The sequence below is a fragment of the Paenibacillus sp. FSL R10-2771 genome (assembly GCF_038000205.1).
Taxonomy (GTDB): Bacteria; Bacillota; Bacilli; order Paenibacillales; family Paenibacillaceae; genus Paenibacillus_AQ; species Paenibacillus_AQ phytohabitans.
The window spans coordinates 5,139,848-5,152,756 of record NZ_JBBOBM010000001.1 but is presented as its reverse complement, the minus strand read 5'-3'; the positions used below and the strand labels follow the sequence as shown (position 1 = coordinate 5,152,756).

The following is a 12,909-nucleotide window of genomic DNA, read 5'->3' as shown; positions in this document are numbered from 1 at the left end:
ATGCAGCTGCAAAAAGAGCTTAGGGAACCTGAAGCGGTTCCGGCAGCCGGAGGATCGCGCTTACGCGGCTTGTTCGGCAAAATGGATATGCGTGCCTATACGATGGTGGGTGCATTAATACTGATCTGGGTGCTGTTCGGAGTACTGAATCCGACCTTCCTGACTTCGCGGAATCTGTCCAATCTGTTCACGCAGATGTCGGTGACCTCCATTCTGGCCATCGGCATGGTGCTGGTCATTGTGGCAGGGCATATCGATCTGTCTGTCGGCTCCATCGTCGGACTGACCGGCGGCATGGCAGCTATTCTCAGCAACTGGCTGGAGCTGCCGGCTATTGTAGTCATTCTTGGCACACTGGCCGCAGGTGCCGTGCTGGGCCTGATTCAGGGCTGGCTGGTGGCGTATAAAATGATCCCCGCCTTCATTGTCACCCTCGGGGGAATGATGGTGTTCCGCGGGGTGCTGATGGGCGTGACCGAGTCGATGACCATTCCGGTATCCGACCCGGTGCTGGCCTTGCTCGGCAATGCTTATTTTGCCCCGGGCTTCGGGATCATCCTTGGTGTGATCGCAGTAGGACTGCTGCTCTGGAGTGCGTTCAATAAACGCCGTTCCCGCAGGAAATACGGCTTCGAAATCGCCCCGCTGGGCCTGGACATCGCCAAGGTGGCCGGACTTGCCCTGCTGGTGGTGGCTTTTGTAGCCGTGATGAATAATTACAAGGGGATTCCATTCCCGATTATTTTCGTAATTGTCCTGGCAGTCATCTTCTATTTCCTGTCGACTAAGACCACCTTCGGCCGTCATATCTATGCAATAGGGGGCAATATTGAGGCGGCACGCCTCTCCGGCATTAACATCAAGCGCAAATCCATGCTGATCTTCGTGTTGAGCGGATTGCTGGGCTCGATCGCCGCCATCGTGCTCACCTCACGCCTGGCCTCGGCCACCATCACAGCAGGTAATATGGCTGAGATGGATGCTATCGCCGCTTGCGTCATTGGCGGCACTTCCCTGATGGGCGGAGCCGGCACAGTCATCGGTGCCATTATCGGAGCGCTGGTGATGACCTCGCTGGATAACGGAATGTCGCTGATGGGACTGGAATCCTTCTGGCAGTATGTCGTCAAAGGCTCAATCCTGGTCATTGCCGTCTGGCTGGATATTTCCAATCGCAGCAAGGGTGTGAAGTAACGGCAGCTTCAGCCGGTTAACAACTTTCAGCAGAACAACCAAAAAGCCGGTCAAGGACAATGGGGTCAGTCCCACAGTTGTCCTTGGCCGGCTTTTTTGCTATGCGTATAGAGCTGCCTATTCAACGATAATCTTGGCGCTCATTCCGCTGTGGCCGGAGCCGCACATGATCGCGCAGGTGACCTCGAAGGTTCCTGCCTCCTCGGGGAGAATCACCTTGGAGGAATCTTTGGCATCCAGCCGCAGCTTCATCTCAGGCACAAGAATGCCGTGGTTGCCGCTCTCGTTTTTGAAGATGATTTTGACAGGTACGCCCTTCTTCAAGTGGTATTCTTTCTGGTCAAAGCTGTAGTTGGTTGCTGTAATGACGATTTCTTCTTCCGCTGTAAGATTGGTGTCAGCAGCCTGGCTGTTAGCGCTGTCAGAATTGCTGCTGCCCCCGCCGGCTCCGCAAGCCGTAAGCAGTAGTGCAAATACAATGGAACAAAGAATAGCCGCCTTCCTGATCATAAGCATCCTCCTAAAAGGTTCGTGATGAATTGTGATAGCAGATGACATTAGCATAGCTCAAATCCTGATAGTTGTCTTGGATAATCTGTGAGGATTTGTTTGACCGGAAGCTGACTCCAAACTTTGTCGAAAATTGCAAAAATATGATGCAAAAACAATTAAAATTTATTATAATTAAAGCTATTATAATTTTAACTTTTATATTATTTGGTTAGAAGTAGGGGATCCACATTATTTTAGCCCACGAATCGCAAAGTTCGGAGAAATGGCACCGAAGAATATTAACCGGATACTGGATTATTGTGCTCTGTATGCTGGCAGCCCAATTTATTTTTATGCTGTCCTCCCATTCCACTGAGACTAAGACCATCCTCATCCCCAGTAAAGGCCACTTGTTCATCGCCTGTAATCTGATGATCATTATAGCTATGGCTTCCGCCGAGATTTGGCTGCGTAAGATGCAGCATTATCATAAGCAGGCCGTTGTGATCTGCGGATTCATCGTTTCTTATCTGATGTATTTTGTGCTGGAGCCTTTTGTAGATGGTGCCCAGATGACACTTATGATGCCGATTATGATTGCCCTGATCTATTTCGACCAGCGGCTGCTATACTATCTCGGGGTATTCAGCACGCTATTCTATAGCGGGATTTATTTCGGGCTGGAGCGGCCGCTGCTGGACAAACCGCTGCTGGAGTTTCTGATGGTGGAATGTGTGTTTATTGTGTTCGCCGTGATGGCGCAGGCTGTCATTGTCAGGGCCCGTGAGACCCGCGAATATCTGGAGCAGTTGACCAAGTCGGAGCAGGGGCTGATGGTGGAACGGGCGATTTCCGACAAGCTGCTGAAGATCGATGCGCTTACCGGCCTGTACAATCACAAAACCTTTCATGAATATCTGGACTCCCTGCTGGAGCAGTGCGAGAGCAACGGGCTGAGGCTGCAGCTGGCGCTGTTTGATATCGACAACTTCAAGCGTGTTAATGATACGTACGGACACTGGGTCGGCGATCTCGTGCTTAAGGAGGTGGCAGCGAAGGTGAATGGTCTGATCGGGCTGAATGATTTCGCGGCGAGATACGGCGGGGAAGAGTTCGCGGTGATTTTTACGGATAAAAGCTTTCAGGAAGCCTATGCTGCCGTCGAGGAGATGCGGGTAGGTATAGCCGCTATGGAGCATCCGTATGCCGGAGGCAAGCCGATTACGGTCAGTATCGGATTCTGCGATTATCAGCTGGGGGACGGCAAGGAAATGCTGTTCCGCAAGACGGACGAAGCGCTGTACAGCGCCAAGCGGGGCGGTAAAAATGCTGTCGTCACGGCTGCTGTCACCCATGGCGATGATCCGGTTGTGTCCTATGCGTAATTTTTAGTTATAAAAATTTTTTAATTACAAAAAACCCCCAGTATCCGGTATAATCCGGGGATTGGGGGTTTCGTTGTGCGCTGAAACGGATACCGTCCCCTAAGGGTGGTTCAGCCGTTTCTACTTGGCCGCTTCAAACGGAGTGGATACCGGCAGGAAGAGGTCGATAATACCAATGACCAGGGCTGCGAGCAGCGCTCCGAGAATGGTGACGCTGACTCCGCTCACAATGAACTGGGCAATCCAGATCACCAGGGCACTGACCAGGAAGCCGACGATACCGCGGCCGAAGGGTGTTGTTTTTTTGCCGAAAATGCCCTCAACCACCCAGCCGAGCAGAGCGATAACCAGCGCAAGCACAAGCGCGCTCCAGAACCCCCCGACCGTGAATTGCGGGACAATCCAGCCGACCACCATCAGAACGATTGCCGCGACCACGAAACGTACCACATGACCTAAGAATCTCACCTAACTAACCTCCTTTGGCGTTCGCGTAAGGATATGTGCGTTGTTATTGTGGCCCGCAGCCGCTTTTCTATGCCCAGAAATCATACCCAAATAGCGAAAATGGGCTAAATTAGGTATAATGTAACCATCTATGAAGGGAGCTGTGACAGTAATTGGACGACAAAATTTTGCATACGCTTGAATATCGCAAGATTTTAAATAAATTGATGCAGTATACGCAGACACCGATGGGACGGCTGACTGCCGAATTGCTGAAGCCCTCCGGGGATTTCGAAGGAGTGAAGCTGCTTCTGCAGGCTACGGATGAGGCTGCTAATGTTGACCGGCTGAAGGGAATTCCTTCCTTCCGCGGTGTGACTGACATCAAGCCCGCCCTGAAACGCGCTTCGATCGGGGGAATGCTGGGCACCACTGAACTGCTCTCTGTCGGCAACACGATCGGCGGAGCCCGCAGAGTGAAGCGGTTCCTCGGGGCGATGCACGAGGATGAGAAGATCCCTACCCTCTTCGCCCAGAGTGATCTGCTCTCGGAGCAGAAGCATGTGGAGGATGCCATCCGCCTGTGTATCGACGAGAATGCGGATGTCATGGATTCGGCCAGTACAGAGCTGGCCTCCATCCGCCGGGAGCTGCGCGGCGGCGAGACCCGCATCCGCGAGAAACTGGATTCCATGATCCGCTCGTCTTCGGTATCGAAGATGCTGCAGGATCAGCTTGTGACGATCCGTGGTGACCGGTTTGTCATTCCGGTCAAAGCGGAGTACCGTGCCCATTTCGGCGGCATTGTTCATGATCAGTCCGGCTCCGGGGCGACGCTGTTCATTGAGCCGGAATCGATTGTGGCGATGAACAACAAGCTGCGCGAGACACGGCTGCGCGAGGAGCGGGAGATCGAGATTATCCTGCACCGCCTGACGGCACTTGTCGGCGATATTGCCGAAGAGATGGCTTATGATATCGATATTCTCGGCGAACTCGATTTCATCTTCGCCAAAGCGCGCCTGGCACGCGACATGAAGGCTACCCAGCCGCGTATGAATGACCGCGGCTACCTGCGTCTGCGCAAAGGGCGCCATCCGCTCATTCCCGCAGAGCAGGTTGTGCCGCTGGATGTGGAGCTGGGCAACCAGTACACCTCGATTATCGTGACCGGCCCGAACACCGGCGGTAAGACAGTTACCCTGAAGACCATCGGTCTGCTCAGTCTGATGTCGATGTCGGGACTGTTCATTCCGGCAGAGGAAGGCAGCCAGATGTGCGTCTTCGATGCGATCTATGCCGACATTGGCGATGAGCAGAGTATTGAGCAGAGCCTAAGTACGTTCTCCAGCCATATGACCAATATCATCTCCATTCTGAAGAGAATGACGCCGAAGAGTCTGATTCTGCTCGATGAAGTTGGAGCAGGAACGGATCCGGCGGAGGGATCGGCCCTGGCGATTGCCATTCTGGAGAATATCCACCGTACAGAATGCCGGATGGTGGCAACTACGCATTACAGTGAGCTGAAGGCTTATGCGTATGAGCGCAAAGGCGTCATCAATGCCAGTATGGAGTTTGATGTGGCCAGTCTGAGTCCTACCTACCGGCTGCTGATCGGTGTGCCGGGACGAAGCAATGCATTCGCCATTGCCGAGCGCCTCGGCCTGCCGAATGCCATTCTTGAGCATGCGCGCGGCGAAGTCAAGGAAGAAGACATGCGCGTCGAGCACATGATCGCTTCCCTGGAAGAGAACCGCCTCACCGCAGAGAATGAGCGTGAACGGGCCGAGGGCCTGCGCCGCGAAGCGGAAGAATTCCGCAAGCGGCAGCAGCTGGAGCTGGAGAAGCTGGAAGGCCAGCGCGACAAACGCCTGGAGAAGGCAGAGAAGGATGCCAGCGATATCCTCGCCAAGGCGCGTAAGGAAGCCGAGGAGATCATCAGTGACCTCCGCCGCCTGGCAATGGAGGAAGGGGCGTCCGTCAAGGAGCACAAGCTGATTGAAGCGCGCCGGAGACTGGATGAAGCGGAGCCTGCACCGCGTAAGAAGGTTATTGCCCGCAGCAGCACCAAGGCGCCGCGGAAGATTCAGCCCGGGGATGAAGTCAAGGTGGCTAATGTGAATCAGAAGGGCCTTGTTGTAGAGCTTAGCGGTGCCAAGGAAGCCGTGGTGCAGTTCGGCATTATGAAGATGAAGGTCAACCTTGCTGATCTGGAGTTCCTGGCCTCTGCACCGGATGCGCCTCCGCCGGCTCTGCGCCGGGCTACGACAGTCAAGCGTACGCGGGATGAGAATGTCCGCACCGAGCTCGATCTGCGCGGGGCCAATCTGGAAGAGGCCATCATGGAGACCGACCGCTTCATCGACGAAGCGTTCCTCGGCAACCTTGGGCAGATTTCGATTATCCACGGCAAAGGCACGGGGGTATTGCGGACGGGGATACAGGAATATCTGCGCAAGCATAAGCATATCAAAAGCTACCGGCTCGGGAATTACAACGAAGGCGGCGCGGGCGTAACCGTGGCTGAACTGCAGTAGCGTCCGGCAGAAAGAGGGAGAAGTATGCAAGATAATATTGATCTTTTGCTGGATCATCCGCTGGGAGCGCTGCTCGGCTACTTCACTGTGGCCATATTGGGTCTGGTGGTATTCCTGTCCTTCTTTGAAATGGTGACTAAATATAACTGCTGGGAAGAAATCCGCAAGGGGAATGTGGCCGTAGCGATGGCAACCGGAGGCAAGATCTTCGGCATCTGCAATATTCTGCGCTTCAGCATTGAAGCGGGAGCATCGATCTATGAGACGATGAAATGGTCGGTTGTGGGTTTCCTCCTGCTGCTGCTGGCGTACTTCCTGTTTGAATTTCTAACCCCCGTCTTTTCGATTGATGACGAGATTGCTGCGGATAACCGGGCCGTGGGACTGACAGCACTGCTGATCTCCGTTTCATTGTCCTATGTCATCGGCGCCGCTATATTTTGATTTAGGGAGCAGGAAATTATGAAGATTCTGGTTCGGGTTCTGTTCATTTCCGCTCTGGCGTTTATAGCGGCCGGGATTATTTATTTAATGTTGCATTGAAAGTGAACCTAATGTGAGGAACGAAGGAGATTATACAGATGGAAACGACAGTATGTCCTTGGTGCCATACCGAGATTGTATGGGATGAGGAGTTTGGCCCGGAGGACACTTGTCCTCATTGCAATAATGAGCTTAGCGGTTACCGCACAATTACAATAGGCGCTGACGATCTTGAAGATGAAGAGCTGGACACTGAGGACGCCTCCGTACAGGAAGAGGTCAGCGACGAGGATCTGTGGGATGACGACGGTGACAAGGATAGTGTGGTTCCCATATTTAATACGCTGGTCCAGTTCGGTGATGACTATGATCTGACGCGTTATGAGCAGAGTGTCGCCAGCTTGCTGGCCGCGCAGCTGGAAGCACCGGAATGTCCGCAATGCCATGAGCTGATGCTTCACTCCGGCACTCAGCAGGTAAGCGGATTTACCCCGGCAACGCCGGAAGCGCTGGGCGGCGGACCGGTACTGAAGCCGCCGTTCTCGCTGAATTTGTTCGTATGTCCTTCCTGCTTCCATGTGCAGCACAGTCTGGCACAGGAAGACCGCATTCAGCTTGTGCGCAATCTCAGCACTGCATCGGAGTAAGCTTCGGATTCATGCTTTCCCTGTGATTTGGACATGTTAGTTATACATGAGGTGTCCAGAATAGCAGGGAGGTATAGCATGAAGAGGTTATTACGGAACCAGGCGGCGCTGCTGCTCGCCGTGGGCGGGCTCTACCTGCTGGCTACGGTGCTGGCAGGTACTTTTTTGAACGTATATTTGTGGAAAAGCCGGCAGAACTTCGCCATGATCGGCTGGTTTACGGTTGCCCAGCAGCTCGCAGTCGGACTAAGCTTCTGGCTGGGCGGCAAATGGGTGAAGGAGCATAACAAAATGAATGCCCTGCGGCTGGGAATTGCCGTTTCGGGCTTTTTTTATTTGCTGGTGCTCTGGCTGCGCGGAGAAGCGGTGCATTATATCTGGCCGCTGGGACTCATTCTCGGTCTTTCCATCGGGTTCTACTGGCTGGCTTTTAATATTGTTTTCTTTGAGATTACCGAGGCGGACAACCGCGATTTCTTCAACGGCTGGATGGGACTGCTGGGTTCGCTGACGGGCATTGTAGGTCCGTGGGTGTCGGGTAGTCTGATCTCCTTGTGGCATGGGGACAAGGGCTACCGTATTGTGTTTATCCTGTCCCTGTGCATCTATGGAGTGGCTGCTGTACTCAGCTTTGGGCTGGAGAAGCGGCCGCGCGGCGGAACTTACCTGTGGCTGGAGCCCTGGCGTGAGCTTAGCCGCAAGGAGAGTCCCTGGCGGCCTGCTTCGGCGGCGCTGCTGTTCCAGGGAGTACGGGAGGGCGTATTCTCGTTCCTGATCGGACTGCTGGTCTATATTGCCGCCCGTGAGGAGAGTAAGCTTGGGCAGTTCGCGCTGATTACCTCGGCAGTTTCTTTGATCAGCTACTATGCGGCCGGCAAATGGTTCAAGCCTGGAACCCGCTTCAGGGGGATGCTGGCAGGCAGTCTGCTGCTGGCCGTTTTCATTCTGCCGCTTCTGTGGAAGGTGAATTACGCCACGCTGTTAATTATGGGTATTGGAACCTCGCTGTGCATCCCGCTCTACATGCTGCCGATGACGTCTACCAGCTTCGACCTGATGGGTGTCTCTGAAGAGAGTGCCGGCAAACGGGTGGAGCTGGTTGTGCTTAGAGAGCTGAGTCTAATGACCGGGCGGCTGATGGGGCTGCTTGTGTTCATTGCTGTGCTGTCGGTCAATCAGTCCCCGCAGGCTGTCACTTGGCTTATGCTGCTGCTGGGAACGGCTCCGCTGGGGGGCTGGCTGGTGCTGCGGCGGTTGCTTGATTTAAATGTTCACAAAAAGAACAATGTTAACTGATTTGCTGACGCACTTAAATCAAGGGGATTTTCATCAAGTGATTTAAAAACCATTGTGTTTGGAAAGATGATGCAGGAAATATATGAACGTTGGATTATCGAAGATTATCCGCATTTAGAATTGCCGGTACTGAAAAATACCAGTACAATGGGTTACTAAAAAAATGGTTGAAAGTAAAAATGGAATAATATAACAAAAAAGGTGTAAATTAAATTGAATGGAAATGGACGATGGAATTAATCTTGCGATACAGTAGGAGGGGAACATGGAATTATATAATGAAATAAAAAAAGTTAGTGATAAAGATCTTTTTACAGAATTTATTGGTATGTTAATTAAGGATTTTAAATTAAACCCTGATGTTTGGGAAAATAGAGACATTGAGAGTTTTCTCGAAGGAATAAAGTCTTGGGTAGAGGATATGGAAGGTTATTATGAAAATAACAATTTACAAATACCTCAAGTTATAGATTGGAACTTTCTTGCGAATTTATTTTATGTCGGGAGGGTGTATGAATAATAAGTGCTAATAAATGTCTGTTTAATCTTGATTGGCTCACAGCCTTTCAAGGTACTTCTTTGGTGGAGTCTATCGATTACCGAATGATGGATTGAAAAGATATGTAAAATATATAGACTTAGCACCAGATGGTTCAATAGTATCGTTTGAGGAAGGTAAGGTGAAATCTGTGGATGATTGGAGAAATATAAAAATACCAGGTATTGTATCGATACGAAAGTGTGCATGAAGATGATTTTGAAATAGCTGACCCATATGATTTTTAATAAAACTGAAACCTTAAATGGCTTCCGGTCTATCAAGGTTTCTTTTTGCCTATTTGTCGTAAGGTCAGTCACCATGATGGCCTTTTTTTGTTATCGTATATCCAATCCTTTTTCCTAGCGAAGCAGTGAGAGGATATAAATAACTAATTGAAACTTCTGTAAGTCATCTAAAAGATTGAAAGATAAATTCCCTTCATGTACTGTTATTAGATCGGTAAATTCAGAATAGCGTGATCCAGTTTTCTAGCTTACCTTAAATAATTCTAGTCTTTGTAGCAGTTCATTGAAGATGAGGAGGCATGGGCATCCTTGGCCAAGAAAAAAAGCTATAGCCTAAGGACAACGGTAGCGGTGATGGTATCTGCTGTTGTAGTCCTGGTGCTGCTGGTCTTATATATTATATTCCGCAATCAGATTATTCCCCAGACCCGGCATGCGCTGGAGGATAAGGCCATTACGATTGCCCGCACGATTGCCCTGATGCCGCTGCTCTCAGAGGGCTTAAGCGAAGGGAACAGCAAGGGGATTCAAGCCTACACCTCCAAGATTACACGCCGTAATGATATATTGTTTGTAGTGGTGATGGATATGAACAGCATCCGGTATTCGCATCCGGATGCCTCCAAGGTAGGACTGCCCTTCGTGGGAGGCGGGCAGGAGGCTGCGCTGCGCGGACAAGAGAGCATCTCCGAAGGAACAGGGACGCTCGGGAATTCGTTGCGGGCATTCGTGCCGGTCTATGACGGCAGAGGGCATCAGCTCGGGGTCGTAGTAGCTGGACTGTCAATGGACAGGGTGCAGCGTCTGGTCAGGCAGAATGAATGGACGATTATTGCCATTCTGGTCTCAGGCGCGCTGTTTGGAGCAGGAGGCGCCTTTGTTCTGGCGAGGAGGATCAAGCAAATGATGTTCGGCATGGAGCCTGCCGATATTTCCAGACTCCTGCAGGAACGCAGCGCCATGCTGGAATCCATTCGCGAGGGGATTATTGCGATTGACCAGGAAGCGCGCATTACGCTTATCAATATGGAGGCGCACCGGCTTCTCAAGGCGGCAGGGATCAACGGCGCCGTTGTAAACCGGCAGATTGCCGATTATTGGCCAGAGCTGCGTCTGGAGCATGTGCTGGCCAGCGGGGAAGGCAGGCAGGACCAGGAGCTGGAGCTGGGCGGTATCTCCCTGCTCGTAAGCAGCCTGCCGGTCCGCGTAGGCGGCGAGATTGCCGGAGCCATCGCTACATTTCGTGACAAGACTGAGCTGGCAGTTCTGGCCGAACGGCTGTCGGGTATTTCTGTCTATGCAGACGCCTTGCGGGCAGGTGCCCATGAATTCATGAACAAGCTGCATGTGATTATGGGCATGACGCATATGGGCTTATATGACGAGCTGCAGCAGTATATTCTGGGAACGGCAAATAACTACCAGCAGGAGATCGGGGCCATCACGAGACAGATTAAGGACCCGGCTATGGCGGGTTTTCTGCTGGGTAAGCTGAGCCGGGCGCGCGAGACGGGAATTGAACTGCTGCTGACTGCGGACAGTTATCTGCCGGAATCGGCAGATTCGCAGGTTATTCATGAGCTGATTACGATTGCCGGGAATTTGCTGGACAATGCGATGGAAGCGCTGGGCGGCCCGGGACCTGATGAACACAGCAGCGATGTATACAGCAGAGATGTACACGGCAGAGATGTACACAGTAATAAGCGGATCGGGCTTGCTTTTCACTATGAAGAGGGAAGGCTGCTGTGTGAGGTTAGCGACAACGGCCCGGGGATTCCGGAGGCACTCCGGGAGCAGATCTTCGTCCAGGGCTTCTCATCCAAGGGGGAACACCGGGGAATCGGACTGTATTTGGTCAGGAAGAGTGTAGATAAACTGCAGGGACATCTTCAGATTGCCGCCTGCGGCGGCGGGCAGGGAACCACGTTCATCGTTGATGTGCCATATGCTGCAAAGGGTGAGGAGAGCCAATGAACATTAAAGTGCTGATTGTAGAAGATGACCCGATGGTAGCGAAATTCAACCGCCATTATCTCGAACAGGTCCAGGGCTTCGAGTTCGCGGGCTGGGCGGCTTCAGGAGATGAGGCCTTGAAGATGCTGGCGGAACAGGAGATCGATCTCCTGCTGCTGGATATCTATATGCCCGGTACCAGCGGGCTTCAGCTGTTGTCCACGCTCCGGGAGCAGGGAAGCAAGGCGGATATCATTGTGATCTCCGCCGCCAGCGATAATGCAAGCATCCGCAAGGCGCTGCAGAACGGGGCTGTGGATTACCTGATCAAGCCATTTGAGTTTGCCCGTTTTCAGGCGGCTTTGTCGGCATACCGCGAAGACTTTCGGTTAATGCACAAGGAGCATCTGAGCCAGGAACAGCTGGATAAGCTGCTGCGCCATTCCGCTCCGGAGGCTGAAGAAGACAAGAGTGGGGCGCAGAGCCTGCCCAAAGGTCTTACCGAAGGCACACTGGAGAGCATCTGGGATACGATTAAGCAGCTGCAGAACCCGGTATTCTCCACTGAAGATATCAGCAGCCAGGCGCCGATTTCGCGGATTTCCGTCCGCAAATATCTGGCTTTTCTGACCGAGGCAGGCATTCTGGAGATGGAGCTCAGCTACGGCGCGGTAGGCAGACCGGTATATATGTACAAGGTGAAGCCGGAGGGGAAGGACTATATAAGTAGATATTTATAAGCGGCAAGCGTGTTAGCGGGGACCTTCGGGTCCTTTTTTTATTATTGCGGGTTCAGGTACGCGGAAGCTTCCCTCCATACTGCGCCCGCAGCTGCTGGAGCTTGTCAAGATTGCTCAGGTTATGATCCCGGTTGACCAGTCCTACACCGAGAATCAGATTCTCAATGATATAAATAGGGCCGACCATTGAATGAAACTCCCAAACCTCGCCTCTTCCGGCATACAACACGATATCTGCATCCTGTGAACGGGGATATACAAGTCTGTCAGTGATCAGAATGACCTGATAAGCTGCCTCCCGTGAATGGTCCAGAATCACCTCGATTTCAGGTAACAGCTGCACAAATCCAAAAACCAGTACCACATCCTGTTTGTCAGCATGCATTAGGGTCTCCAGCAGCTCATGGCCGCTCGGAGCCATCCGCTTCATCTGAAGACCAAAGCGCGCCATCCGGTAGATCATCAGTTCAGCCAGTCCGCCGCAGGGGCCGGGACAATAAACATATACAATCCGTGCAGCAGACAGACTGTATACCGCGGACTGCAGCGACGTCTCATTCAAATAACGGTGTGTCTCCTGAAGATGGTGAAGGGAATTATTCAGCAGCAGCTGGGGGAGTGAACTATCATCGGATCGCTCCATTGCGTCACGCATTTTAACCGAGGGCGTAGATTCGAACCGGAACCGTAGCCGGTTTTTGAAATCCTTGGCATGCTTGTAGCCGGCTGCTTTCCAGAAACGTGAGACGGAGGCGATGCTCAAATGGAGCTCGTCAGCAACTTCCTGCTCTGTCATATAGACAACCCGCTGCTCATTCTTCTGGATAAAATCGGCGATGATCCGCTGGTTGGGTGAGAACGGGCGGTGATTCCAGTCTTTATACATAATGCGTTTCCTCCGGATGTGCTCTTTTTACACAATATAACGCTTGAAGATGTTGTA

12 protein-coding genes are annotated in these 12,909 nt (G+C 52.2%); 9 read left to right on the top strand and 3 right to left on the bottom strand.

The window, feature by feature from the left end; genetic code table 11:
* Positions 1 to 1,194 (top strand): sugar ABC transporter permease, encoded by a 1,194-nt coding sequence (locus NSU14_RS22040; protein WP_076242628.1) that lies wholly within the window; start codon positions 1 to 3, stop codon positions 1,192 to 1,194.
* 117 nt (positions 1,195 to 1,311) lie between these two features.
* Here NSU14_RS22040 and NSU14_RS22035 read toward each other — a convergent pair whose 3' ends face one another.
* Positions 1,312 to 1,704, bottom strand: a complete 393-nt coding sequence (locus NSU14_RS22035) for a cupredoxin domain-containing protein (RefSeq protein ID WP_171718886.1) — start codon at positions 1,702 to 1,704, stop codon at positions 1,312 to 1,314.
* Between the two features lie 311 nt (positions 1,705 to 2,015).
* On the opposite strand from NSU14_RS22035, the gene NSU14_RS22030 reads away from it, so the two are divergent.
* The gene (locus NSU14_RS22030) at positions 2,016 to 3,071 is read left to right on the top strand and encodes a GGDEF domain-containing protein (RefSeq protein ID WP_052421741.1); all 1,056 of its coding nucleotides are present in this window, start codon (positions 2,016 to 2,018) and stop codon (positions 3,069 to 3,071) included.
* 120 nt (positions 3,072 to 3,191) lie between these two features.
* Here NSU14_RS22030 and NSU14_RS22025 read toward each other — a convergent pair whose 3' ends face one another.
* Complete coding sequence (locus NSU14_RS22025; RefSeq protein WP_039308415.1) at positions 3,192 to 3,539, bottom strand: phage holin family protein; 348 nt, start codon at positions 3,537 to 3,539, stop codon at positions 3,192 to 3,194.
* A gap of 152 nt (positions 3,540 to 3,691) precedes the next feature.
* Here NSU14_RS22025 and NSU14_RS22020 point away from each other — a divergent pair, with 152 nt between their 5' ends.
* From NSU14_RS22020 to NSU14_RS21990, 7 genes are all read left to right on the top strand, one after another.
* Positions 3,692 to 6,058, top strand: coding sequence for an endonuclease MutS2 (locus NSU14_RS22020; protein WP_042135061.1), 2,367 nt, complete (start codon positions 3,692 to 3,694; stop codon positions 6,056 to 6,058).
* Positions 6,059 to 6,082: 24 nt separating this feature from the next.
* Complete coding sequence (locus tag NSU14_RS22015) at positions 6,083 to 6,502, top strand: DUF350 domain-containing protein (protein WP_039308413.1); 420 nt, start codon at positions 6,083 to 6,085, stop codon at positions 6,500 to 6,502.
* A 137-nt stretch (positions 6,503 to 6,639) separates the two neighbouring features.
* Positions 6,640 to 7,188: a hypothetical protein gene (locus tag NSU14_RS22010; protein ID WP_340947354.1), complete on the top strand. Its 549-nt coding sequence runs from the start codon at positions 6,640 to 6,642 to the stop codon at positions 7,186 to 7,188.
* 78 nt (positions 7,189 to 7,266) lie between these two features.
* A complete protein-coding gene (locus NSU14_RS22005) occupies positions 7,267 to 8,484 on the top strand; it encodes an MFS transporter (RefSeq protein WP_336102492.1) in 1,218 nt (405 codons plus the stop codon).
* 265 nt (positions 8,485 to 8,749) lie between these two features.
* Positions 8,750 to 9,004 carry a DUF7660 family protein gene (locus NSU14_RS22000; RefSeq protein ID WP_042135067.1) on the top strand — a complete coding sequence of 85 codons (255 nt, stop codon included), beginning with the start codon at positions 8,750 to 8,752 and terminating at the stop codon, positions 9,002 to 9,004.
* Positions 9,005 to 9,579: 575 nt separating this feature from the next.
* On the top strand, positions 9,580 to 11,247 hold the full coding sequence (gene dcuS, locus NSU14_RS21995) for a DcuS/MalK family sensor histidine kinase (protein ID WP_340947353.1): 1,668 nt from the start codon (positions 9,580 to 9,582) through the stop codon (positions 11,245 to 11,247).
* Positions 11,244 to 11,966: a response regulator gene (locus tag NSU14_RS21990; RefSeq protein ID WP_042135068.1), complete on the top strand. Its 723-nt coding sequence runs from the start codon at positions 11,244 to 11,246 to the stop codon at positions 11,964 to 11,966. Before dcuS ends, NSU14_RS21990 begins: the two co-directional genes overlap by 4 nt.
* A 52-nt stretch (positions 11,967 to 12,018) precedes the next feature.
* Here the strand turns inward: NSU14_RS21990 and NSU14_RS21985 are convergent, their stop codons facing one another.
* Positions 12,019 to 12,852, bottom strand: coding sequence for a MurR/RpiR family transcriptional regulator (locus NSU14_RS21985; protein ID WP_042135070.1), 834 nt, complete (start codon positions 12,850 to 12,852; stop codon positions 12,019 to 12,021).
* Positions 12,853 to 12,909: the final 57 nt, after the last annotated feature.

Bases quoted from the DNA above. Each gene is read 5' to 3' on its own strand.
- NSU14_RS22040 (WP_076242628.1), top strand. From the start codon at position 1: ATGCAGCTGCAAAAAGAGCTTAGGGAACCTGAAGCGGTTCCGGCAGCC.
- NSU14_RS22010 (WP_340947354.1), top strand. From the start codon at position 6,640: ATGGAAACGACAGTATGTCCTTGGTGCCATACCGAGATTGTATGGGAT.
- NSU14_RS21990 (WP_042135068.1), top strand. From the start codon at position 11,244: ATGAACATTAAAGTGCTGATTGTAGAAGATGACCCGATGGTAGCGAAA.
- NSU14_RS22005 (WP_336102492.1), top strand. From the start codon at position 7,267: ATGAAGAGGTTATTACGGAACCAGGCGGCGCTGCTGCTCGCCGTGGGC.
- NSU14_RS22030 (WP_052421741.1), top strand. From the start codon at position 2,016: ATGCTGGCAGCCCAATTTATTTTTATGCTGTCCTCCCATTCCACTGAG.
- NSU14_RS22035 (WP_171718886.1), bottom strand. From the start codon at position 1,704: ATGATCAGGAAGGCGGCTATTCTTTGTTCCATTGTATTTGCACTACTG.
- NSU14_RS22015 (WP_039308413.1), top strand. From the start codon at position 6,083: ATGCAAGATAATATTGATCTTTTGCTGGATCATCCGCTGGGAGCGCTG.
- NSU14_RS22000 (WP_042135067.1), top strand. From the start codon at position 8,750: ATGGAATTATATAATGAAATAAAAAAAGTTAGTGATAAAGATCTTTTT.
- NSU14_RS21985 (WP_042135070.1), bottom strand. From the start codon at position 12,852: ATGTATAAAGACTGGAATCACCGCCCGTTCTCACCCAACCAGCGGATC.